This is a genomic window from Bdellovibrionales bacterium (genome assembly GCA_016716765.1).
GTDB lineage: Bacteria > Bdellovibrionota > Bdellovibrionia > Bdellovibrionales > UBA1609 > JADJVA01.
This window is the reverse complement of sequence record JADJVA010000004.1, coordinates 215,455-240,062: the sequence shown is the minus strand read 5'-3', so window position 1 is coordinate 240,062 and position 24,608 is coordinate 215,455. Positions and strand designations below refer to the sequence as shown.

21 protein-coding genes are annotated in these 24,608 nt (G+C 45.3%); 7 read left to right on the top strand and 14 right to left on the bottom strand.

The annotated features are described in order from the left end of the window. The first annotated feature begins 10 nt into the window (after positions 1 to 10). Both IPL83_02260 and IPL83_02255 read left to right on the top strand, forming a co-directional pair. Positions 11 to 328 (top strand): hypothetical protein, encoded by a 318-nt coding sequence (locus IPL83_02260; protein MBK9037978.1) that lies wholly within the window; start codon positions 11 to 13, stop codon positions 326 to 328. Between the two features lie 265 nt (positions 329 to 593). Continuing rightward, positions 594 to 830, top strand: a complete 237-nt coding sequence (locus tag IPL83_02255) for a hypothetical protein (protein ID MBK9037977.1) — start codon at positions 594 to 596, stop codon at positions 828 to 830. A 56-nt stretch (positions 831 to 886) separates the two neighbouring features. On the opposite strand, the gene psd is transcribed toward IPL83_02255, so the two are convergent. After that, entirely contained in the window at positions 887 to 1,735 is an 849-nt protein-coding gene (psd, locus tag IPL83_02250; protein ID MBK9037976.1) for a phosphatidylserine decarboxylase, read from the bottom strand. Between the two features lie 99 nt (positions 1,736 to 1,834). Further along, positions 1,835 to 2,167 (bottom strand): hypothetical protein, encoded by a 333-nt coding sequence (locus tag IPL83_02245; GenBank protein ID MBK9037975.1) that lies wholly within the window; start codon positions 2,165 to 2,167, stop codon positions 1,835 to 1,837. Between the two features lie 370 nt (positions 2,168 to 2,537). Between IPL83_02245 and IPL83_02240 the strand changes: the two genes are divergently transcribed. After that, entirely contained in the window at positions 2,538 to 2,831 is a 294-nt protein-coding gene (locus IPL83_02240; GenBank protein MBK9037974.1) for a hypothetical protein, read from the top strand. Positions 2,832 to 2,927: 96 nt separating this feature from the next. Here IPL83_02240 and IPL83_02235 read toward each other — a convergent pair whose 3' ends face one another. Beyond that, complete coding sequence (locus IPL83_02235; protein ID MBK9037973.1) at positions 2,928 to 3,479, bottom strand: hypothetical protein; 552 nt, start codon at positions 3,477 to 3,479, stop codon at positions 2,928 to 2,930. Beyond that, complete coding sequence (locus tag IPL83_02230; protein ID MBK9037972.1) at positions 3,476 to 4,039, bottom strand: hypothetical protein; 564 nt, start codon at positions 4,037 to 4,039, stop codon at positions 3,476 to 3,478. The genes IPL83_02235 and IPL83_02230 overlap by 4 nt, the downstream gene beginning before the upstream one ends. Before the next feature lie 321 nt (positions 4,040 to 4,360). Here IPL83_02230 and IPL83_02225 point away from each other — a divergent pair, with 321 nt between their 5' ends. Next, complete coding sequence (locus IPL83_02225) at positions 4,361 to 5,887, top strand: FAD-dependent monooxygenase (protein MBK9037971.1); 1,527 nt, start codon at positions 4,361 to 4,363, stop codon at positions 5,885 to 5,887. On the opposite strand, the gene scpB is transcribed toward IPL83_02225, so the two are convergent. The 3 genes from scpB to IPL83_02210 all read right to left on the bottom strand — a co-directional run bounded on the left by scpB (position 5,871) and on the right by IPL83_02210 (position 8,973). After that, entirely contained in the window at positions 5,871 to 7,223 is a 1,353-nt protein-coding gene (gene scpB, locus IPL83_02220; protein MBK9037970.1) for an SMC-Scp complex subunit ScpB, read from the bottom strand. The genes IPL83_02225 and scpB overlap by 17 nt on opposite strands. 5 nt (positions 7,224 to 7,228) lie before the next feature. After that, positions 7,229 to 8,209 (bottom strand): segregation/condensation protein A, encoded by a 981-nt coding sequence (locus IPL83_02215; GenBank protein ID MBK9037969.1) that lies wholly within the window; start codon positions 8,207 to 8,209, stop codon positions 7,229 to 7,231. A gap of 92 nt (positions 8,210 to 8,301) precedes the next feature. Next, positions 8,302 to 8,973: a site-2 protease family protein gene (locus IPL83_02210; GenBank protein MBK9037968.1), complete on the bottom strand. Its 672-nt coding sequence runs from the start codon at positions 8,971 to 8,973 to the stop codon at positions 8,302 to 8,304. A gap of 28 nt (positions 8,974 to 9,001) precedes the next feature. On the opposite strand from IPL83_02210, the gene IPL83_02205 reads away from it, so the two are divergent. Further along, complete coding sequence (locus IPL83_02205) at positions 9,002 to 10,240, top strand: hypothetical protein (protein ID MBK9037967.1); 1,239 nt, start codon at positions 9,002 to 9,004, stop codon at positions 10,238 to 10,240. A 78-nt stretch (positions 10,241 to 10,318) separates the two neighbouring features. After that, a complete protein-coding gene (locus IPL83_02200; protein MBK9037966.1) occupies positions 10,319 to 11,761 on the top strand; it encodes an HD domain-containing protein in 1,443 nt (480 codons plus the stop codon). On the opposite strand, the gene IPL83_02195 is transcribed toward IPL83_02200, so the two are convergent. Continuing rightward, positions 11,745 to 12,143: a cobalamin B12-binding domain-containing protein gene (locus IPL83_02195; GenBank protein ID MBK9037965.1), complete on the bottom strand. Its 399-nt coding sequence runs from the start codon at positions 12,141 to 12,143 to the stop codon at positions 11,745 to 11,747. The two genes, IPL83_02200 and IPL83_02195, sit on opposite strands and share 17 nt — an antisense overlap. Positions 12,144 to 12,258: 115 nt before the next feature. On the opposite strand from IPL83_02195, the gene IPL83_02190 reads away from it, so the two are divergent. Beyond that, on the top strand, positions 12,259 to 13,416 hold the full coding sequence (locus IPL83_02190; GenBank protein MBK9037964.1) for an acyl-CoA dehydrogenase: 1,158 nt from the start codon (positions 12,259 to 12,261) through the stop codon (positions 13,414 to 13,416). 27 nt (positions 13,417 to 13,443) lie between these two features. Here IPL83_02190 and IPL83_02185 read toward each other — a convergent pair whose 3' ends face one another. From IPL83_02185 to IPL83_02160, 6 genes are all read right to left on the bottom strand, one after another. Beyond that, positions 13,444 to 14,433: a LamG domain-containing protein gene (locus IPL83_02185; GenBank protein MBK9037963.1), complete on the bottom strand. Its 990-nt coding sequence runs from the start codon at positions 14,431 to 14,433 to the stop codon at positions 13,444 to 13,446. After that, entirely contained in the window at positions 14,430 to 17,123 is a 2,694-nt protein-coding gene (locus IPL83_02180; protein MBK9037962.1) for a LamG domain-containing protein, read from the bottom strand. The genes IPL83_02185 and IPL83_02180 overlap by 4 nt, the downstream gene beginning before the upstream one ends. Positions 17,124 to 17,251: 128 nt before the next feature. Then, positions 17,252 to 17,935 carry a hypothetical protein gene (locus tag IPL83_02175; GenBank protein MBK9037961.1) on the bottom strand — a complete coding sequence of 228 codons (684 nt, stop codon included), beginning with the start codon at positions 17,933 to 17,935 and terminating at the stop codon, positions 17,252 to 17,254. Positions 17,936 to 18,078: 143 nt separating this feature from the next. Next, positions 18,079 to 20,460: a hypothetical protein gene (locus IPL83_02170; GenBank protein ID MBK9037960.1), complete on the bottom strand. Its 2,382-nt coding sequence runs from the start codon at positions 20,458 to 20,460 to the stop codon at positions 18,079 to 18,081. Positions 20,461 to 20,492: 32 nt separating this feature from the next. Beyond that, a complete protein-coding gene (locus tag IPL83_02165; GenBank protein ID MBK9037959.1) occupies positions 20,493 to 23,771 on the bottom strand; it encodes a methylmalonyl-CoA mutase family protein in 3,279 nt (1,092 codons plus the stop codon). 1 nt (position 23,772) lies between these two features. Next, positions 23,773 to 24,549 carry an enoyl-CoA hydratase/isomerase family protein gene (locus IPL83_02160; protein MBK9037958.1) on the bottom strand — a complete coding sequence of 259 codons (777 nt, stop codon included), beginning with the start codon at positions 24,547 to 24,549 and terminating at the stop codon, positions 23,773 to 23,775. Between the last annotated feature and the right edge of the window lie 59 nt (positions 24,550 to 24,608).

The following is a 24,608-nucleotide window of genomic DNA, read 5'->3' as shown; positions in this document are numbered from 1 at the left end:
GAGCCGTGTGATGATTCGTTTTTCACTTCACTTCTTAACTTTATTGGCTTGTCTCCTGGGCAGTTCTGTCTGGGCCAGCAATTTAACTAAACCAGAATATGCTCCTGTAGCAAGCGAAGCTGAGCGAGCAGGTGACCCAAAGTATCTCCGATTTCCAGGTTTTGGCCGGATAGAAATCATTGAGGAGGGGAAAGTTAAACCTGAGCTCCTCGCGCTTTTAGAAACGGAGAATTGGTCAAAACAAATATCTTCTAAAAATATATCAAAACTCCAGGTACGAAGTTTTGACCTTAAACACAAAGCATTCGCGACACTGGTTCTCAGGTGATGACACGACTTTGAAAGCAAATCAGCCCTTAAAGAAATAGGCGTAACGGAGCAGAGAGAAAAAAGTAGCTCAGAATGAACTGGCCCACTTGATTAAGGAGTGCCCTGCCAGCCAGATTTTCATCTTCAAAATTTCGCAAGGGGTAACGCCAAAAGGGAATCCGCTATTTAAAGAAGCTGTAGCGGATAATATCAAGCCTCGTCCTGAAGTTGCAGATTTGGCTGTCTGCGTTGACGAGTCGAAGCGGCTCAAGAGCATTCATATAGTGCAAGATAACAGAGAGATCTATTTTTCTAAAATTGAACGCAGTGACAACTCTAAAATCTCAAGCCTTACGATCTCGAATTCTGATAACGATCTAGAGCGGCACAGTTGGATCCAAAAGGAAGAGGGTATTATTCGATATCTCATTCGGTTTGTTCACAACAATAAGGCAGTTGAAATTTATTCGGACATTAATCCCGATAGGATCGAAATCGACACTGACCCCACATCGAATTGATTCTATGGAAAGAGCACATCTCTGGCTGGGGGGACAAATGAGTCGATCAAGAGAGCTCACAAAGACTCAGTGAGCTCTTCTCCCACTCGCACCGCAATAGGTTCGCCTGGTTTAATTTCGGAACGAAAAAAACCAGGCGGATAAAGCGTGACCACCGTGCTGCCCATATGAAAAATTCCTAGCTCTTCGCCAGGATTCAACTCTTGTGGGGGATCGTAGTTCTTTTCGATAATCTGGCGAGAGGCGCATTGATTGGTCTGTAATTCGGGGTCAAAACTCACTGACATTTTCCCGACGTTTGTGGCCCCTACCATGACGAGAGCGACCGTTCCTCGCTGAGTTTGTATGTTAAAAATCAACCGCTCATTGCGAGCAAATAGCCTAGCGATATGGTTGACACTCCAATTATTCACGGGCCACAAATTTCCCGGAACATATTTAATACTCTTTACGAATCCATGCACCGGAGAATGCACCCGGTGATAATCAGTTGGACAGAGGTAGTAGGTGAGATAATGTCCGTCCTCCCATTTCGCAGCAGCATCTGGATCGCTCAAAAAATCCTCAACCAAGTAAGACAAACCCTTCACTTGAAATAAAAGCCCCTTTTCAATCTTTCCTCTTTGAGTCAAACTTGAATCAGCCGGATGGACAATACCCCCCTTCGAAGGCCGAAGCCCTGGTCTCAGCTTTCGAGTGAACAACTCCCCAATACTCAAATAGGATTCTATGGGGAGTTCTGCCTCCTGCAAATTGATTCGATACCTCTTTGCAAACCAGCGCACAGTCCATAACGCAAGGGGGGGAGGCAATCGAAGATGAACAAGCTTGCCCACCCAATAGCTCATCAAATTTTTTGGGATCAAAAATAGCGAGCAGCCTATGAAATGTTCTTTGTAACTCATGTCTTGAAGAGTTCACTCATCCAGATCTCTGAGTCAAGCGAACACAACAACACAGGCCAGCGCGCTAAAACTCTCTTTTTTACAACAAAAGTCCACCTATCACTGAGCAGTTTGGCCGGTAGAACTTCCTGTCTGACCATCGTGTCGTTGGCGATGAATTCTCTCAGACTGACGATCTTGAAGTTGCTCGAGCCTTTGGGCTTCTGCCGGATCCACATAACCGTCCCGTTCTGCACGTGTCTGAGCTCTTTCTACTCGCTGCTGCCCTCTTTCTAATCTTCTCGTCTCTGCTTCGTTGAGCTCAGAATTCGCGATTCCCTGATTCATTCGGTGTCGTTGTCGCTCCTGCCTTCGCTGATCTCTTCTTTCTTGAGCGTCTGTTGCAATTGCCGAAATAAAAAACACTATCGCTAAGAATGCCTTAAAACTCATTTGGGTCACTTTTGCCTCCTGTCACTTATTAAGAAGATTAAGCCGATCGTTTCTCTCTCCTCTCGCTATTCATTCTGCCTAATTTCTCTGCAGTATTCATGCCTTGGTTACAAATCCAACTACTCGATAATATTGCATTTATTTTAAATCAAGCGACTAAGACCCAGCCGGACGTCGTTTCATTTTCCATTCTGGAATCTCTTTTCCAGGCATGTTATTAGCAAGCGATTCTGTCCGATTCTGCCCTTCTGGTGAGGTTCATAAATTTTTAAAGACGCTGCGCATTAATGGAGATCAAATACCCAGCAAAGACAGAAAAGAGGAATAGGGGCGCTCGACCTCCAAAAAACCTGAGTTTCGGATAGGATGTGTGCTACCGAAAAATATGAGTCGAATTTTTCACAATATAAAACTAGGAATAGACGAGGACTTGGAGGAAAAACTCTCCTGGCTAGTTCCTAACTACGGCAGCTATCATATCATGCGCCAGTCAGTCGATGCCCGGAGGCGCCATTCTCCTCATCTCATTTATTCGGTGGAAGTATTCGAAGAAAACGAAACACCTCCAGACACCTCTATCAAGGTCGAAAGAGTCTCGTTTAAGGGCGACCCCGTGATCATCATCGGTTCGGGCCCTGCGGGCTGCAGCCTTGCGGTTGAATGATCTTTAAATTTCATGTCTTGAAGAATTCACTCATACTGATCCCTGAGTCAAGCGAAACAGCCCATACTGTGGTGATTCCCAAAAACCCCTATCGAACTACATCTCCGATGCAATGAAGCGCCGAACAAGATCGTTCACATCAGTTCTGTAACGCCGTGAATTTTCCAAAGAACCCATGTGGATCGCCAAAAAAACTTCGCCATTTCGGTTAAATCCATAGGAAGAAATAACCAGAGGTTCAATGCTGCCTTGGATCTGATATCGATAGATCACATATTCTTGGCCCCTTGAATTGACATCCCATTTGTCGATTTCAATTCCGTCAATTCCACGTAAGACAATTTTTTGGGTGAACTTGGAAATGGCCTCAGAGCTTACCTTCATTGATTTTGGAGAGATCTTTAAATAGTCGGATTTCTCAATTCTTATTATTCTTACCTTTTCTGTACCTTCATCTTCCTTTCGAGACATTATGTAGTTCTCGCGCACCGGGTAATTGATTTCCTTAGCGGCTAGCTTCATTGCCAGCGGATGGGAATTGATTCTCCAGGCAGAGCTTTTCTCAACCAGTTGTGCGGAAGCAATATTGACGGTGGCAAACCCTATCGAAAAAGCTGCTACACATATGCTTCCAATTGGACCGCTCATTTAGCTCCCCTGGTTGAACGCGAATTTTTTGCGATTCCAGTACCTAAAGATCCTTTTTCAGCATCCTTCAATACAAATGTGAAATATTTTAAAGCAGAAGAAAAGCTTGCTTCGTTAGCTCCTGAGGAATTCGAGCTTATTTCGGCTACCTTAATTTCTCCTTCCCGACCTGTGCCGGCCAGCTCATAAATAGGTCCAGGGATCAGCCCTCCAAGCAAAACAACTCTAATTTCAAAAGCTGATTTTGTTGAACAAATTTTTCCACTGTAAGTTTCTCCGGCGACATTGATTTCAATAAGATCACGATCACTTAGCTGCACCTTAAATCGCTTTATTGGAGCACTCCCTGAATGATCAGATGCCTCGAAGACTTTGACCGATAATTGTCGATCAGGAAATAGTGTCCTCCAATTTTTGCCGAAAGTCTCTCTCGCAGCTCCATCAATTTTATTTAACTCAGACAACTTGCTAATACAAATTTCCCCTTGAGCCGATAAACTAATGCCGAAAAACAAAATAATTTTGACTGTCATAAAAATGATTTTTCGACTTTTAATCATAAGCCTCCGCACTTTTATTAAATCTTAAGGTTGACTATGGTGCTAACTGGTAAAGGGTATGCACGAAAAATACCAATTTTTTTTGACTCAAATCATATATATCAATTTTGAGCAAAACACTTTAGTAGAACCCATTCGCCTGTTGAAGGCTTTGACATCTGTAAATGATGTGTCGTCGATTGAAACTACCAGGCGATTCTGTCCGGGTCTAATTCCCAAGGAACACACACCTCTAGGCGCGTCAATCTGAGAGGTGACTTCTTTGAGATTTCAATCTTCAATAATTCTGGGTTTCATGTAGGATATGTGCTACGGGAAAATATGAGTCGAATTTTTCACAATATCAAATTAGGAATTGACGAGGATCTGGAGGAAAAACTCTCCTGGCTAGTTCCTAACTACGGCAGCTATCATATCATGCGCCAGTCAGTCGATGCCCGGAGGCGCCATTCTCCTCATCTCATTTATTCGGTGGAAGTATTCGAAGAAAACGAAACACCTCCAGACACCTCAATCAAGGTCGAAAGAGTCTCGTTTAAGGGCGACCCCGTGATCATCATCGGTTCGGGCCCTGCGGGCTTATTTGCGGCCTTGCGGTTGCTCGAAAGAGGAATCCCTTGCCGGATTTTCGAACGAGGCTCTGATTGCGTGAAACGCCTCAAGGCAATCAATCACTTTTGGCGCTATGGTGAGCTCGACCCTCGAAACAACGTCTGCTACGGAGAGGGTGGGGCCGGTTTGTACTCCGATGGCAAACTCATCACTCGAATCAAAAGCCCCCATATCCCCTATGTTATGCAAAAACTCGTCGAATTCGGAGCGCCCTCTGAGATCCTCTATCTGGCCAACCCCCACGTTGGATCGGATCGCATCAGACGAGTGATTCCTCAGCTCCGGCAACACTTACTCAAACTGGGATGCGAGATTTTTTTTGATACTCGAGTCACTGAACTGCTCACCGAAAATAAAATGATCATTGGGGTAAAAACCGAGCATGACCAAATCTTTCGAAGCCAACAGGTCATCCTGGCGACAGGTCATAGCGCAGGGGATGTTTTCGATCACCTTCTCGAATTGGGCGTGTCAATGGAGGGCAAATCCTTCGCTGTCGGCTTGAGAATTGAACACCCCCAAAAATGGATCGATCAGATTCAATTTCGCGAATTTGCAGGGCATCCCAAATTGGGAGCGGCGAACTACAAACTTGCGGCTCATCGTGAGGAGGAACAGACGGGGATCTATAGCTTTTGCATGTGTCCTGGAGGATATACTCTCTCGAGCGGCACTGAACCTGACGGAATCGTCGTCAACGGGATGAGCAACTACCGAAGAAACTCCGCCTTTGCAAATTCGGCTATTGTGGTCACGGTTGACTTTGAAAAGAGCTTTGCGGGAGATTTAATGGGAGGGATCAAGTGGCGCCGCTCGCTTGAACATGCGGCTTTTCTCGCTGTTCAACAGGAAGGCGGAGGACGAGCGCTTCCCGTCCAAAGAGTGACGGATTTCTTAAGTCAAAAGCGAGGCCCCGCAATTCCCTCTTCCTCACCCAGTGGAGTCGTTCCCGTTCGTCTCGATGAACTTCTGCCATCGAATATCTGCGAATCCCTATCCTGGGGTCTCGAATCTTTTGAAAAAGCGATGAAGGGATTTATCAGTCCTGAGGCCCAATTTCATGGCATTGAATCACGAACCTCTTGCCCATTGCGAATCACCCGAGACCCACAATCTCTTCAGTCCATTAGCCACGCGGGCCTTTATCCAACAGGAGAAGGCGCCGGATACGCTGGAGGAATAACCAGTGCTGCTTGCGATGGCATCAAAGTCGCCGAAGCTATTGCGAGTCTTTAAAGACTTCCAAATCCTTTTCAAAATTGTCGAAGGAGACGTTTCCGATTTTTGAGGAAGGCTTTTTATCAACAGCCTTTACGGGAAGACTCTCCCAGGATTCCTTTTCATCAGGCTGTTTTCCAGTATCAAAAAAGGTATTAAAGGCTGTCTCGATCTCAAGCTCAATCGATGAAGGGTCCTCCTCAGGTGATTTGGCAGAGCTGGCTTCTTCGGTAGGACTCAAAACCTCAGAAGCTGCCTTGGCCTCTTCCAGTGATTTCTCATAGCGCTCGAGCCACTTTCTATCTTTGGCTTCAACGGTATCACCAAGCGTGATCGCATCGCGAACATCCTGAGCTCTTTCTTTGTCGCGCTTTTCTTTGGCCCTCAACTTTTCTTCTTCAAAGAAATTTGATGAGGTCGTGATAACTTCCAACTCTGAAGATATTTTTAATAACTCTTCTTCGCCTTCGGAATACGTGAAACCAGCTTCTCGCGACAAATCACCCGTGATATCCTCAAGACGCTCATTTTTCTTATCAAACTCAGATATCTCGCCGATACCCTCCGGAATCAACTCATCAATTTCGCTGAGCGATGGCAATTCACGAATATTTCTCAATCCAAAGGTTTCCAAAAATTTACGCGTCGTCGCATAAAGCATCGGTTTGCCAGGCAATTCACTTTTTCCAGCGAAATTAACCAAAGACTTTTCCATTAAACCACGCAGGAGGTGCCCCGACTCGACACCCCTGATTTCGTCAATGCCCCCTTTTGTCACCGGCTGTTTGTAGGCAACAATAGCCATCACTTCAAGCGCTGGACCTGAGAGTTTGAACGGACGAGTCTTCACCAAGCGCCGCAAGTAGGGAAGATTGTCAATTTTCGTTCGAACCTGAAAACCACTGTTGATTTCTTCAATTGTTATCCCTCGCCTCATACCGGCAAATTCGACAGCCAATTGGTCGATAGCCCAACGAATTTGCTTTGAGGTCGCAGTTGTTCCTTTAAAGACCTGTCTCATCTGTGCCATTGATATTGGCTTTTCGGTGGAGAACAATAGGCTCTCAACAATTGAAATGACACGATCATCTTCAATAAATTCAGCATCCTCTACGGCTGCTGACTCAAACCCTTCAAGTTCAGTGCCCTCTGCTGAAAATTGCGAAGCTTCCTCTTCAGCAGACAATTCAGGATCGTCCTGCTCCTCGCTGTCACCAAGCGTCACAGCCTCCTCATCCAGAAGAGGAGTCGCTAGAATCAGAGATGGATCTCTTTCGAATTCAACCCAACTGTCTATTTCCGAATGAACAGTTTCTTTGTTCTCGTCTTTTTCGGCATCTTTATTCATGATCATCCACCTTATCTCATTTGATCTTTTTGAAAATCCTCTTCAATGAGCTTCTTCTCTTCCTCAAAAATCTCTTCGTCTGTGGCTCCGTCCTCCATTGACATCTCGGCCTCAAGCACTTCGGGGGAAGGACGATCTTCCATTAGCTTGTCTGCAGCTTCTTCAGGATCAATGGAAATCCCCTGTTGAGCCTCTACCAAAAGCTGTTCTGCCACTTCGGCCGAATGAGAGTTATCGTAATCTTCCACTCTAGCAATCACATCGCGGTCGACGGCATTCTTAGCCTGAATCCGAATTTCTGCCTGATCATCAGCCTGAAACAAAGAAATAAATCCCATTTTTGCCAATTCGAGAAGCGAAATGAAGGTCACTAAAATCTGATTGCTTCTTTTTTTCTCCCGAGCATCAATTAAATCAAAAAAACCGACAATCTTGCCTATGACAAGAGCATCCTTAATCTGCAAAATCCTCTCGGAAATAGAAAGCAGGGCGTCTGCCACAAAATGAACACCCTTTTTCATATTTCGGACAGCGGATCGATAGGAGGAGATCAGCGCAAACAGTGCATTTTCCTCAACAAGAATTTCACCCACGTCTGGGGACCCCAGATCAAGCCTCTCACCTCTCAAAAACAAATCACGTCCCACCAGAGGACGTTCATTGAGCCTGTGAGCCGCATCTTGATACTTTTGGTATTCGAAGAGCTTTGAAACGAGCTCCTTGCGAGGATCCTGATCTTCATCCACTTCTCCCGACTCATTGTACTGAGGAAGAAGTAACTTAGATTTAATTTGAATCAGGGTTGCGGCCATTGCCACAAACTCACCTGCATTCTCCAAATCAAGATTCTTCATTGCCTTAATAAACTCAAGATACTGGGAGGTTATCTGATGAATATTAATATCGAAAATATCCATCTCTTCCCGACGGATAAGATGAAGAAGAAGAGCCAATGGACCTTCGAATCTCTCTAGATGAATAACAAGACTCAAAGCAAATTCCTCACTTCAAATTTCTAATTAATGACACAAACCAGCATCAATTGAATCAAGAGATTCTGGAATTGGCAATCAAACATCTTACTTTATACGATCATCTTAGCGAGACCATCTGCAAACTCAATGAGATAATCTCGGAAAAAAGCAACAGGGTAGGCAAGAAAACGAAATCCACCCATCATAAAAGCACCAATCAAAACCATGTTCAACATGTGTTGGTGTTCCTCCAATTTTCTGTTGACCTCATCAGGAAGAAAGCGAGCAAGCACCTTTCCCCCATCGAGAGGATGAATCGGAATCAAATTAAACACTGCGAGCAAAAGATTAATCCAAATAAAACCAACCAGTAAGCTCGCCACAGACTCTCCAAGTGACGGGCTTAAAAACGGGTGTGCCAACCCCAAAACAAAGGCCCCAATCACGGCCAAAATAACATTTGAAAGAGGGCCTGCCAGAGCAATCCAAAACATGTCTTTTTTAGGATTCTTTAAATTCCTTTCATTTACCGGAACAGGTTTGGCCCATCCAAACAAAGGCCACTGAAAGGCGATCGCCATGATTGGCAAAATCACCGTTCCGAACCAATCCAGATGGGCAAAGGGATTGAGCGTCAGTCGACCCATCAGCTCCGCCGTCCGATCTCCCTTTCTTCGAGCCACCCAACCATGGGCAAACTCATGAAAGCACAAAGCGAACAGAAACGGGACAAAGAAAATTGCGACTTTTGCGCCAACTTCAACGATATTGAAATGATTCATGCTTTGAGCTTATACTACGGGAAGGGTCATGACGAAATACCTTTGCGCTTTTCACCTGATTTTTTTATCTTGCGGAGCGCTGGCTGATTACGGCAACTACAATTCCATCTTGATTGGCGAAAGGGCTGCTGGCTTGGGAGGCGCCTATACCGCCTTCACAGGAGATCCTTCGGGATGCGCCTTTTACAATCCCGCTTCCTTAGCTCGGATGGATGGGACAACTCTCAGTGCCGCCGTCAATGCATACAACAAAACCGACGCCCAGTTTGGCGATTTGGACTCCCTCGAATCCGCGGCCATGCGAGTCAATCGCGGATCCATTGTGCCGATCCCCGCTTCTAGCGGCACTGTCTACTCCTTTGGAAATTTTGCCGTTGGCCTAAGTATTCTATTTCCCGACTACGATTCCTATACGGGCGAAATCAAAGCCAACTCAGACGTCACCTCCTACATGAACCTCAAAGATCAATCTCTTTGGGTGGGAGGATCGCTGGCGCTCAATCTCTCTGAGGAGGATGCAATTGGCTTGACGATGTATTACACTTCCCGAACTTTCTCTCGTTCCCTCACCGACCAACTCAGTCAGGCCGGAACTGTCTTTCTCACGAACGAAGAAAAAATACTTTCTCAAAATTCTCTTGTCTATATTTTGGGCTATTATCGTCAGCTCAGTACCAATTGGACCCTCGGCACAAGTTTTCGTCTTCCATCGCTTTCAGTAAATGGACAAGGTTCCTTCTATCGCTCCAGCATTGATACCGCCGGAGGAATTTCTCCACCGATGAATCGCAAATCTATTTCTGCGGAAACCCGAATCCCCTCACGTCTAAACATCGGCCTCGGATACACACAGCCTGGCAAGTGGGCCTTCTCTACAGATGTAAACCTACATGGACGAGAGTCCTACACAGACTTGGATGATCCGTCTGGAGGCGATCGAATTCGACATAAGGAAACCTGGAATATAGCTCTCGGCGGAGAATATTTTATTCAGCCCTGGGCGGCGCTGCGCATGGGCCTCTATACCAATCTTTCTTCACATCCAGAAATTGACGAAATCAACCTGCGGCAAGGTGATCATTTGGACATGTGGGGATTTTCGACAAATGTGGCTTTTTTTACAACTGGTCGGTCTACCGTGACGCTCGGGGGGTACTATTCTGGAGGAAAAGGAGAAAGCACTCAATTCGTGGGCCAGGAAATCAAAGAAATTCCCAAGAGCGTCCAGATTTTTTCTTTCCTCGTGGGCACCTCTTTTCAACTCTAGAAAAGAAATCAAGCGACCTAAGTCTGGAAATGCCATCAAATAGAATCGATCCGGGCTTAACTTCGCTAAGATAGAGTTATGCCGGAACTCGATAAGAAAGTAATTTTTGATAATATCCATGGATACATAACCCTCAATCGAGTGGAATCGCGAGTCCTCGAATCGACCTACTACCAAAGGCTCCGATGGATTCGCCAGTTGGGCTTCAGCTTTTACATCTTTCCCGGCGCCACTCACACCCGTCATGCCCATGCCCTCGGAGTCCTCCATGTGATGGACAGAATTCTTCGAAGCATTGATCTTGCCGTGCCCGAGAATCTGCTTTTTGATCCCCACGCTCACGACGAAAAAACCACATTCCATCGAATGATGCGTCTCGCGGCTATGCTGCATGATATTGGCACCTTCCCGTTTTCTCACACGACTGAAATTGCTTACATCGCCCATTGGCGCCACCAACAAAAAGTGAATAAGCCAAAGTATGCGGCCAACCACGAAAACCTAGGAAGTCGAATCATACAACACACTGATTTTTCAGGTGGTTTAACCCAAATCCTCAAAGAGGAAGGCATAGACCCCGTCGAACTTTCCAAAATTATTGCAGGCAACAGCACTCGATTGATCGCTAACCAACTGATGCACTCAGATGTGGATGCCGATCGGATGGACTACCTGACTCGCGATGCTCTCCACACAGGGGTAAAAATCGGTATCTTTGATATGGATTTTCTCATTCGCTCGCTCACTGTTCACAAGGAAAATGGAAATGAAATTCTTTGCGTCAAAGAAGATGCGATGAACGTGGTCGATTCCTTTTTGATTTCGCGATACCTCTGGTATTCTCAAATAATCAACGATGGAACAGGCTACAAGTTTGATTTGATTGCGGCCAAAATTTTTGAGTATTTTCTTGAAAACGGTTTAGCCTATTCTTTTGAACACCTCATGGACCAAGTTATTTACAATCCCAATGAATTCTTCACCTTCAATGACTCCTATTTTATGGCAAAGCTCCATGAATATTTAGCCGGAAGAATCATGCATCCCATGATTCGGGAGCTGAGCGAACTCTTGGCACGAAGAATTCCACCCGCACAAATAAAAATAGCTCCTATCGTGCCAACTCTCGTTCAAAGTGACGAACACCGAAGGGACTTGGTTAAACAAACTCAAATTGCGATGGATTGGCTCAAAGCTGAAGTCCGGAGCCTTTCTCCTGAGGCTTGGATTATCTGCGATATCCCTAATCGAGACGTGATGTTCACTCAAAACCCGGACACTCTCAAAAAGAAATACAAGACATCGAAGGACAGTCTTCACTCCCGAGATGCCGCAAAACTACTGACCCGCCACGATGAGCCAAGGCTCCTTGTCGACGTCCCAAACTCTCTGATGAGCATTCTCAGCCAATACCGAAACTTCATCCCAAGGGTCTACGTAAGTCCTGCAACCTATGAACTTCTGAAAAGCAAAAAAGTCTTAGAAAAAATGCGCCAGCAGGATTTTACTGCTCATCTTTAACGCAAGCTTGGATTTTCGTCACGATCTCTTGAATCGAAGTCCCCGGCCCAAAAATACCGATGACTCCGCTCTCCAGCAACTGACGAGTGTCGTCTTCAGGAATTATGCCGCCCACGAAAATGGGTTTATGAACCTGTTCCTTTTTAAACAAGCCCTGAATTGCGCCCACAATGGACAAATGAGCTCCCGACAGAATTGAGAGCCCAACCACGTCGACATCCTCCTGAATAGCGGCCTGGACAACCATTTCCGGAGTTTGACGAAGCCCTGTGTAGATCACCTCAAAGCCCGCATCGCGCAGTCCGCGTGCCACGACCTTCGCTCCTCGATCGTGACCATCTAGTCCAGGCTTTGCCATCAAAACACGAATGATTTTTCCCATAGAATAAGATTTATACCGGAGCGCGTCCTCGCTCAAGCAGGAGTTCATTTTTTCATTGCGATTAGCGTCACAATCCCTTAAGAATTCTAAAGATTTCAAAAATAAAAGAGGTCTTATGTCTACCCCTCATGCCGCTTTGACTCAATATTCCGAAGATGAAATTGCCTTTCGCGAAGCCATTCGCTCCTTTGCTGAAAGTGAAATCAAACCTCTGGTCGCCAGCATGGAAGAAAAAACCCAGATCGATTCGGACCTCATCAAGAAGTTTTTTGAAATGGGTCTCATGGGAATTGAGTCCCCAGAAAAATACGGAGGTGCAGGCGGCAGCTTTACTCTGGCTTGCATTGCAGTCGAAGAACTTGGGCGAATCGATGGCTCGTGCAGTGTGATGGTCGATGTTCAAAACACGCTCGTCACAAATGCCTTCTTGCGGTGGGCAAGCGAGGCGCAGAGACAAAAGTACCTGCCTCTACTTGCTCGCGATTGGGTCGGCGCCTATGCTCTCAGTGAAAGCTCGAGCGGTTCTGATGCCTTCGCTCTGAAACTTCGGGCTGAAGAAAAAGGCGACAAGTACATTCTCAATGGTCACAAACTTTGGATTACAAGTGCCAAGGAGGCTTCACTCTTTTTGGTGTTTGCAAATGCCAATCCCAGTCTTGGCTACAAGGGCATTACAGGATTTATTGTTGAAAGAGACTTTCCCGGATTTAGAGTTGGAAAGAAAGAAGATAAATTGGGCATCCGTGCTTCCTCCACTTGCGAACTTATCTTTGAAAATTGTGAGGTACCAAAAGCCAACATTATCGGTGAGTTTGGTAAAGGCTATAAGATCGCCATTGAAACCTTGAACGAGGGGCGCATTGGAATCGGCGCTCAAATGATCGGCATTGCCCAAGGCGCCTATGAAGCCACTCTTGGCTACGTAAAAGCGCGGGAGCAGTTTGGGAAAACTCTCGCAAGTAATCAAGCCGTGCAATTTCAATTATCAGAAATGCGTGTTCTGCTCGAGGCCGCTCGACTTATGGTTTACAATGCGGCTCGACTCAAAGATGCAAAACAGGATTTCGTCAAAGAGGCCGCCATGGCAAAACTCTTTGCCTCGCGATCTGCAGAGAAAATCACTTCTTTGGCTGTTGATCTCTTCGGTGGCAACGGATTTACCAAAGAATACCCCGTAGAAAAATTCTGGCGCGACGCTAAGATCGGTCAGATTTACGAGGGCACGAGCAATATGCAGCTCCAAACAATTGCGAAAATGGAACTCAGCAATTGATGGCTTCAACTATTGAGATGAGATTAACTAATTGAAGTACTCAACTTTGACGCTTTTGACTTCGGGAGTGATCAGACTGTCTGTGGTTTCAAAGATCAAGCGATACTGAAAGTATCTGTTTTTTAAGTTTAGAGGTAAAAGATCAAACAATGGATTTCGTGAAGAACCGTTGAGCTGCTCTGAAAAATACGTTGTAGTCTTCCCCTGTGGACCGACAAAAGTCGAATCCGAGCAGTCCGGTAAAAGACATGATCTCACTTGGTAGTAAACCTGAGCTTTCCCTCTTCGATAAAGACTCTGAATTTCACCAGGAGAAAGAACCCTGTTCCAAATGGCAATTTCGTCCAATTTGCCCTTAAACGCTCCGCCAAACGCTCCTGAACCATATTGCCCAAAAACAAGGTCATCGACTGAATCCTTCACTCGGGAACCAGGCATGAGCATCGTTCCAGCCGAGACGCCATTGACGTACAATTCCACCGTCTTAGTTGCATCATTGTAAGGCCCTACTGTATGAACCCAGGTTTGATCCGGAATATGGGGTGACTTAACAAGAAAATATCCCCCGATCGTACTGTTGACTCCAAATGAATACTCCGTGCCTCCGTTATCGGTGTCCCACTCAAAGGCATAGGACCAATTGTCTCCTGCCCACATAATGCAGCAACCCTTCGTTACCATTTGGGCGTAGTCATTTTGAATTCCGTTTCGCTGAAACCAAAATGAAATCGTCAGATTATCGGGCTCTAAATCGGCGTGGGCCGGAACCGTGACGAATTCGCCATCGATATCACTAAATCCAAGCCCCAAATCAAAGGGACCTGCCTGACCATACACGAGATTGCCATTTATAATCCCATCATGTCCTCGTCCCGAGGAATCAGCCAATGATCCCCACTTTTTATCATTGAGATGCCATAAGCCCATGAGGCCATTTCCACTCAGTCCGGCCCCATAACTGCTGTTTTCATTATCAACTCTCGAAATTTCCTTTCCCACGGGCTCGGCCAACATCAATTCAGCCGACCCCAGCGCCCATCCAATGCCCCACTGTCAAAGATCCGGGATAAAAACTCAGCACCTTCAGAGTTATAGCTCCCTCTCTGGCGTTCATAGAGTGTTCGCATTTCAACTGCGCCCAAGGCTCGCGACCAAACTGAAATCTCGTCTATCGATCCATCGGAAAATCCACCCTCACCATTAGTTCCGATCATGAAATTGGTAGATAGATCGGGAGTCAACGAAGGGAGAGAGCCTCCACCGGAAAAGACCAAGGGGACTTGAACTCCATCAATAAATGCCTTGAGGCGATTTGCATCGCCCGTCAAAGTTCCATCAAATACCATGGCAATGTGATGCCATTGAGTATCATTGAGCGCTCTAGAACCACCATAGTAATAACTCGAATTGGTTACAATAGCGTTCAATGTTCCATCGTCCCACAATTCAAGAAAAATCGAGTCATAGGCCCCTGATGGCTCATGTCCCCCAATTAATAATTTGCTGCCACTGCTCGACCTCTTGACCCAAGCAACCAAACTCACCCGAGAAACTTGCTCAATTTCAGGTAATTGCCCGAAATCAATAAACTCAGAGCTTGCGGACTCAAAGGTCATTGCACTGTTCAATACTCCTGATTGCCCATAGGAAGGGGTGCCACCCGAGGCGGTGGAATGATGAAGGTTGCCAGAGGCATCCATGATTTGTCCACTCGACTCATTGAAATGCCACAAAGCCACCAATCCACTCATGTTAAAACTAGCGTCAGGAACCTGAAGTTCACGTTCACTGGCAGATATTGCTCGAAGTCGAAGACTTCCGGACCCATCGACTTCCAAACTCGAAGATAGCTGTCCTTGCGAAAACTCTGCGGCAAGATCATCTCCAAAAATTGATTCCGCCATCTCAAATGCCCCGATATCCCACGCACCACCAATGCCCCGAGGATAGCCACGAATATCTGAAATCAGTGGGAGCGCACTATCTGCCACAAGAGATGTTCCCCCGTTAACTGCCAAATTTCCCGTCAGAGAGAGGCGGAAATCATAAAAAAGTTCGTTCAAAAAGTTGATGGGCGAAGACGCAAGATCGTTGCCGCCTCCAGGGACAGTCGCATCGTCAGAGATATTATAATTGCTCCCCAATCCGAAACCACCGTCATAGTTTTGATTGTTCGAACTTCCCTTCATCAGATTATTCTTGGCGATCACAGTACCATTTTCAGAACGAATCCCACTCGTATGATCAAAGCCAGAGTTGTTATAAATGTACTGAGTTGTGCTCGCCGCATTAACCCGAATCGAATTGAAAACATCAAATCCGTAAATCAAATTATCAAAAATCTTTCCTATACCCCCGGTTGAGCCAATGTAAATTCCAGAACCCCAGCTGACGCTATCAATCTTTCGCAAAATATTATTGGAAACGACAGATGACCCAGTGGATTCAATGTACAAACCACTGACACTTCCCCCATCATCGTCGACCATAATCTGAAGACCATCCACAGTTACAGTGTTTGTCTTCACGCTCAGCCGATTTCCGTCCCCTCCCACCGTCGGTACTCCCATGCGAAAGGCCTTTTCAGTCCATTGTCCAAAATGTCTTTGTGATACTCCCACTTCAGTAGGCCAAACTGGTGTAAACAAACGCAAATATCGAAGACTATCCGTCGTCCAATTCCAAACATAAATCGGGTTACCTTGCACACCGTCGCCGTAAAGAACAACATTCCAGATCCTATTGGCAACCGTGAGATCATCACCGCCTGAGTTGGAAAAGAAATCAAAATCTCTCACCAATAAATCAATGAGATCATTTTCGCTCCCTCCCCCACTATCTCCAATTGCACTCCAAAGATCCGTATAGGCCCTGCAAACAGACCAATCCCTATCTCCAAATGTTGCGTCGGCGCCGCTTCCGTCAGCTTGTTTAACAAGGTATTTCGTTGAGGAAATTCGTCGATGAACAAACACAATACGATCAACGGACCCAAGACCAGAGCCATTTCCCCCTGCGCTCGAATCATACTGAATGGCATCTCCCAAACCAACATTATCAGGCAAAGGATGTGTAAAGGTGGCAACTGAATTAGAGATTGTCATCTGATTTAATGCGCCATCAGCCAAATAGCTATTTTTTCCTGGCCCGACAGACCTATATATTTGAGTTGCCGAACCGACAACATTGAATGGCTCACTCACAGCTGGCTTCAAGCCACTTGCTGAGGCTCCCAATTGAAAATTATCAAATGACTTATTAATCATCAAGTTTGGGAAACGAGCCACTCCGTTTACTGTGGTAGCAGACAAAGTTCCACCCAACCTAGCTAAACCGTAAGAAGTGTCAGAATGTATACTCAAGGAAACCACAACTTGATTTGTCAGAACGCGAACATTGGAACCGCTTCTCACGTCTACTTGGACTTCTGACATTGTTGAATTTACAGCCGCATTCGTCGGCTCAACTACAAACACAAGTTTGCCAGCTGTCAGACCGACAATGGGGTCAGCTGGATTTCCACTGCCACCCCCATTTCCTGGACTTGAACTGCAGTCTGCATGGCAACCAATGGTTCCTTTAATTTCGTTATCATTGAGTCGACAAGACGTGAGTCCAAAGAGAAATAAAATAAAAAAGAGAATGGTCACTTCTCGTCGGAAAATATTCACGAGAGCGAAAAAGGAAGAAAAGATCGAACGTACCACAATAAATGCCACTAGCTATTTTAACTGATTGCTCCATCTATTTCAGTCATTTTCATCTCAAGCATCTCAGAAAGAGACGAACATGGATCAAACTGGTCTGCTTGATTTATGTTCCAAATTCCAAGTTTTCAAAAATATATTTTATAATAACCAAACAGGTAGGTGACGTCAAAGTCGGCTATCATGGGCATGCGAAATTCTCCACCTACGGCACTCTCTCCAAGGGAGTGCTCATAACCACCCAAAACCGTCAGCCCAAATTTTGAGGACGAAGAAGAATCACCAGAAGCATTGACATAGGTAAGTCTGGCGCCTCCTACGAGAGTTCCCAAATGAGAAATTGGAAAATGGTAGTCCACTCCTCCCTCAAAGGTAATGAAATTCACCGAAACACCAAGGACCGAATAGGACCAAAAACTGGCCCCCGCAACAAATCCCAAGTTTCGAACAACCTGAAGAGGATAGAAATAGTCGGCTCCAAGCAAAAAGGGTGAGGCCCCATCTGCTCCAAAGACCAAGCCGCCTCCAAGCTTGACTCCATTCGCGGGAGCTTTGGTTTCTGAGCCCGAGACCACCATGTCCTCGCCCTTTCGATTTGCTACCATCCGGCGAGGTCGCTTTCGAATCTTCGCCCTCCCTCCTCTTGATTCCGTTTGCGCCAACGATTGAGTGTCTAGTACCTCTGATCCGAGAGACCTGTTCATTGATTCAGAGGATTCAGAGAGTGCAGAGGAATGTGCAAACAAGGGGGTCATCCCCCATATGGCAAATACGAACATCGATCTTATGGAAAATGGAATGAATCTCGGCATTGATATTTCTCCCGAATGAGAGCACTTCTCTCAATAGCTTCCAATCATCATAGAATTATTCAAAACCAAATACATCAAATCCTCCATTTGCCGTTAGACTTTGGTCTGACTTGTTGGAAAAAATGTATTTTGATATTTCCATTTTAAAACTGAATTGTTTGAAAATCTCTTTCCAACCATCTGCGATTCTCTCCAACCTGAATTCGCAACCCATCAATTTCAAACTTAATTCCTTTAACTTGCCCCCGGCAGCGAGGAAACACGTGTACCTTTAAGGGACTCAAAAAGTAATTATCCAGGTAACTAAAATTGACATTTCCAATCCTGCTTAACAATGGATGGTGCTCATCGCTTCCATCTTTGCATTTGACGACCAGAACAGAGTCTTCCCACTGAACCGTTACCGGATTCTGCCAAAAAGCCCTGTTTCCAAGAGGAGAACCGATGTATTCCAAGGTCCAATGTTCGCCACTTAAATCAAGAACAACTCCGACTCTGCAGCGATCGGAAATTTCCTCATTGCAATAATTCCAAAACAAAAGATGTCGTCGATCTCCAAAATCTACATGTCCCTTTTCCTCGCTTCCACGATTCTCTAGAAATTCATCACCTCTAGAAAACCGATACGACTTCCCTCGATTATGAAAGTTACGTATGAGACTCTTTGGATTCTTAAACTTATAAGGAAGAAGACCCATCCCATGGGAAAAATCCGGTAGCCCAAATTCTAACTCCTTTGAGAAGGACAGATTCCTGATCTCGCGTGGTAAACTCATTTTTCTTATCCAACACTCAATGCACTGGTTATGCAATTTCTCCATCCAAAATTTCTCTCTGAAAATGAAGTAGCCATCGGGCGTGAAAGAGCTCGGTCTCACTAGTTCAGTTATATCCTCAGGATTGACAGAACGACACACTTCGGTCATATCAAATCCAAGATAAATTCTGATGGTAGCAATCCGCTCAAAAATTTCATCATCATTCCAGGTTGTGTCACGCTTAATGATCGTACAAGCCCATCTGACGGCGCCAGCCGAAACAAATGAAGAGATGCGAACTTCAGGATCACTGGAAACTGCTTCAGACATTAAATTGTGGAATTTATGATAGCTAGCGGCCTGGGAAACAGCAAAAGCCAAAAGAACACTCGTCCAAACAAATAGTCGTGTTTGAATTCGAATCCCAAGCAGATGAACTAAGTGAAAAGCAATTATGAACAAAAATATCGAAATAAAAAAGATCCAGATTGGAGCTTGTTGATAGAAGCCTGTATAATTCTCACCTAAAATAGCGGCCGCAAGAAAGAACCAAGAAGCTAAAAGTCCGTAGCGCAAACGGATATCTTCTTTAGGCAAAAAATATTTCAGAGTGCAGGCGATGAATATTCCAAAAAATATATCAATAGAGAGAAGGAGATGAAAAATGTAACGAAAAAAATTAGTCTGAGACGCCCAATAAATTCCCGTGCTCAACAAAAAGAACAGTCCTATCATCGCGATCTTAAATCGATACCTCTGCTGAGCGCTTGAAAAAACGCGATCAAGGATCTTTTTTGTTAACCCACCGTCGTAAAAAAAAATGGAAATTAATATCAAAGATGATAGTAAGACCAAGCTAAATAAAAAAAAGTAGTTCCCCTGAAACAGGGAGACCACGACACCCTCCCAACCCATAAATCGATTCTGAACTCCTGAAATATTTCCACTCTCACCTAAGAAACTCGAAAAAGGCTGAGGAACACCAAAATAGGGAGCCGGCAAATACCTAAAAATTGACCATGATTTGTAAAATGTCCTCCAAATCAAATAGGGTGTCATCGGAAGAAGAAAGACAATGATTCCAAATACAATTTCTAAAAAATTAATTTTCGGAACCTTTTTTATTTTAAAAACAAGAGAGAGGAACAAGGCCAATAGGAAATAATAAATTATGCTGAAATGAATTTGGCATCCGAGCGAGCAAACAAGACAGAAAAGAATCCAGTGCCATCGTTTTGATGAATCGCCCTTGTCCCCCCATATTTCAAATATCAATATCGAACACAGGACGCTAAAAACAGGCTGAAAAGAGGCGTTCCAATCCGTTGTCAGGTGATTAGTAAAACATTCTGATCCGATATAGAGAAAACTAACCCAAAACGCCCCACCCACTCCCCAGTATCTTTTCATTGCCGACCAAAGAAGGGCGACAGAGAGTGCCATGAGCGCTATGCATAAATAGGAAACAGACCACCAATTTCCACCTAACAAAAGAGGAATTGAGATGATCAAATAATACAGAGGACCAGGAATATACCCTCCATTGGTAAATTCTGGTCCATGTAAAATTGGCTGGCCATCCCACCAAAGCCGGGCTCTCGCGATATCTCTCGCTTGAAATATCGTCGGTCTAATATCATCAAGCAGGAGCGAAAACAAAAGAAAGGACAGCAGAAATATAACTATTTCTGAAACGACCGGAGTGAGGATCAATAACCTGATCCGACAACCCACCTTGGTCATGATCGTCCCCAAACTTGAACTCAATCTGACAACTTCCTTGTTTTGACTTCTAGGCTTCAAATATTGCGCCGGTACTGTCCACCCACTTCAAACAAAGCCTGACTCATCTGATACAAACTGCAACATCTTGCTGCGGACATCAAAGCCACAAATATATTTCCACCACACAAAGCTGTTTCCCTCAACTCTCTTAATGCCACTTCCACCCGATCGTGATTTATATTTTTAAAGGACTCCACTTCGTCCAACTGCGAAAGCTTTTCCTCTCGAGTCGCACGTGCCATTTTAATTGGTGGGGGAGAATAGCTCTCATCCAGGGTTTTTGAATCGATGAAAGTGTTGACACCAATAATCGGCAACTGTCCCGAATGCTTGAGATGCTCATAGTGGAGTGATTCCTCCTGAATCTTTGACCGCTGGTATTGAGTTTCCATTGCACCCAATACGCCCCCGCGCTCATTGATTCTCAAAAACTCAGCCAACACGGCCTCCTCCACCTCGTCTGTTAACCATTTGATAAAATAGCTTCCCTGACTCGGATTTTCATTTTTAGAGAGGCCATATTCATAGTTAATGATCATCTGGATCGCCTGAGCCCTCCTGACCGACTCTTCTGTCGGCGTCGTGATGGCCTCATCATAAGCATTTGTATGAAGCGAATTGCAATTATCATTAATAGCCAAAAGCGCCTGAAGTGTGGTCCGAATGTCGTTAAAGTCTATCTCTTGAGCATGAAGAGAGCGCCCACTCGTCTGGATATGATATTTCAATTTCTGAGATCGCTCATTTCCCTGATAAACATCACGCATCGCCACCGACCAAATTCTTCTCGCGACACGACCGATAACCGTATATTCTGCGTCCAGTCCATTGGAAAAGAAAAAGGACAGACTCGAAGCAAAATCATCAATTTTCATCCCTCTCGAAAGATAATATTCAACATAAGTGAAAGCATTGCTCAAGGTAAGAGCCAGCTGAGTGATTGGGTTCGCTCCGGCTTCAGCGATATGATAACCAGAAATGCTCACCGAGTAGAAATTTCGGACGTCCTTATCAACAAAAAACTGTTGAATATCCCCCATCATCTTCAGCGCAAAATCGATCGAAAAGATACAGGTGTTTTGTCCCTGATCTTCCTTTAAAATATCTGCTTGAACCGTTCCTCTGACTGTACGAAGCGTCGCATCAGATATGCTTTGATGTTCCTCCTTGGTCAGCTTTCTCATCAACTCCTTCTCATGCTTTTCGATTTGCTGATCAATCGCCGTATTAAAAAAGAAGGCTAAAATCATAGGAGCAGGTCCGTTTATTGTCATGCTCACACTTGTCTTAGGATCACACAGATCAAAACCTGCATAAAGTTTTTTCATATCCTCAAGTGAAGCGACACTGACCCCGCTTTCCCCAACTTTTCCAAATATATCCGGACGAAGATCAGGATCCTGGCCGTACAAAGTCACGCTGTCAAAAGCTGTCGACAAACGCTTAACCTCTGAATCCTTGCTCAGAAAATGAAAACGCCGATTGGTTCGAAGGGGCGAGCCCTCTCCAGCAAATTGCCGAATTGGATCTTCTCCCTCTCTCTTTAAAGGAAACACTCCCGCTGTGTAAGGAAAATAACCAGGAAGATGCTCCTCACGCAAAAATTTAAATCTGTCTCCCCAATCAGTTATCTCTGGAAAAATAACTCGTGGGATTGGCAGCCCACTCAAGCTCTTGCGAGTCAGCGGCTGCCTTGTCTGCTGATCTCGAACCGTGTAAACAAGATCGGTCCCGGAATACACTTTCTCCAATTGATCCCAACTTTTAAGCAAAGCCAATTCATCTGAATGAAACCCGCTCTCGAAATCCTGACGACAAGCTTCAAATTTGTCCTTTGAAAAAAACTCTTGGAGGCGAAAGAGAGAGCCCAATTGGCTCGCCTTGCTTGAAACTTCCTTGGTTCTTTTCTTGTAACTGCGAATCTTTGATACTATTTCAGCCAGATAGTTTTGACGATCGGAAGGAACGATCGTTTGTTTTTGAACTCCTCGAAGCTCAGTCGTTGACGACGAAGGCAAAGACCAGCTTTTTCCCTCCTTATTTTTACGCTTCAAGACCTCGTTGATCCCGAAGAAAAGAGTATTCACTCCCTCATCGTTAAAATTAGAGGCCTGAGTCAGATAGATAGGAAGATTTTCTTCCTGGTCGAATTTTTTTCGCGATCGCCGAAACTGCTTCTCAACATCACGGAGTGCGTCCTGTGAGCCACGATGGTCGGCTTTGTTAATCGCGATAAGATCGGCGTAATCAATCATGTCTATTTTTTCGAGCTGGCTCGGGGCGCCAAATTCTGATGTCATGACATACAGACTTGCGTCTGCAACTTGTGTGATCGCCGTTGACGCCTGCCCGATCCCGGAACTCTCAGCAATCAACAAATCAAAATCATATTTTTTTAGAAAATCCAAAAATACCGGAAGTGATCTTGCAATTTCATTTCCCGATCCACGCGAGGCCACTGAGCGCATAAAAGTCCCGGGTCGACTCAAAGAATTCATTCGAATTCTATCGCCCAACAAAGCTCCACCCGTTTTTTGCTTGGTTGGATCGACACAGATAATCCCGATCTTGATCCCAGGGTGGCAGTTCAAAAATCTCTGCGCCAGTTCATCAATTAAACTCGACTTTCCAGCTCCTCCCGTACCCGTAATGCCGAGAACCGGAGGCGTCCCTCCCGATTTTCTCTTGAACCTTTCTAACGAAGTTAAGTCAACTAACCCCTTAGGGGCTCCCGACAAGCTTTCTTCTAGCGCCGATAGGGCGAGACCCAATTCCCAATGAGGAATCGGGTCATGTTTCTCGATCTCATTATAGTCCGAATATTCCGATTGGGTCACCAAGGACAAATCCGCTACCGAAGACAAAGAAAAATTGGCCCCCTCCATCATCGTCCTTGCCATTCCCTCAAGGCCAAGTCGACGTCCATCGTCAGGATGAAAAATCTGGGCGATTCCATATTTTTCTAATTCTGCTTTCTCTTCATGAACGATGACACCACCACCGCCCCCATAGATCTTCACGTAGGGAGCGCCCGCCTCCTTCAGAAGGTCCTTCATATATTTGAAATATTCCATGTGACCGCCCTGATAGGAGCTTATCGCAATGCCTTGAGCTCCCTCCTGTAGGGCTGCGACGACCACATCACGGACAGAACGATTATGACCCAGGTGAATAACCTCGGCCCCCTGATCTTGCAAAATTCTTCTGATGATATTGATACTGGCATCATGACCATCAAAGAGGGAAGCCGCAGTGATAAAGCGCACAGGGGTTTTTATTGGAGAAGAACTCACATTATTCTCCCGTAAACTGGGCTGGTCGTTTTTCGATAAAGGCTCGAATCCCCTCAGTGTGATCCTTCAATTTAAAGGCCTCACCAAAGAGTTCAGCTTCGATTTTCAATCCCTCATACTGACTCAGGTCATAACCCTCATGAATAGCACGTTTTGCTAGCGCAAGAGCGCCAGGAGCTCGGCTGGCAATTTTTTCGGCAACTTTCATACTCTCTGAGAGCAATTTGCCAGCTTCTACGACCTTGGATACAATGCCCCAATCAAAGGCTTCCAGTGCGCTGTAAATCTCTCCGGTCAGCGTCATCATTCGAGCCCGACTCTTTCCAATGGACCGAGCCAAGCGTTGAGTCCCGCCATAGCCAGGAATCAAACCTAGTGTGACTTCGGGAAGTCCAAAGCGCGCCTTCTCGCTGGCAATGATAAAATCACAGGCCAGAGCCAACTCAAAACCACCCCCCAAGGCAAACCCATTCACGGCCGCGATCGTCGGCACTTTCAAAGTTTCGATCCTATTCATAATAGCCTGCCCATGCTGGGCCATTTTCAGGGCTTCCTCTTCGCTCAGTTGCTCCATTTCCTTGATATCGGCGCCGGCAACAAAGGCCTTTTCGCCCTCACCAGTGATAATCAGACATCGTATCTCTTTGGGTAGATGATCCAGAAATTCTTCTAGATCATCAATGACCTGGCGATTAAGAGCATTCATGGCTTGTGGTCGATAAATATGAAGAACTCCAACAGCTCCTTGAGTTGAAAATTTGAGAGATTGAAATACCATCTTGTTACCTCGCGAATTCGTTAAAAAGAGAAGAACTCCTCAGCCAAACCATTGCTACT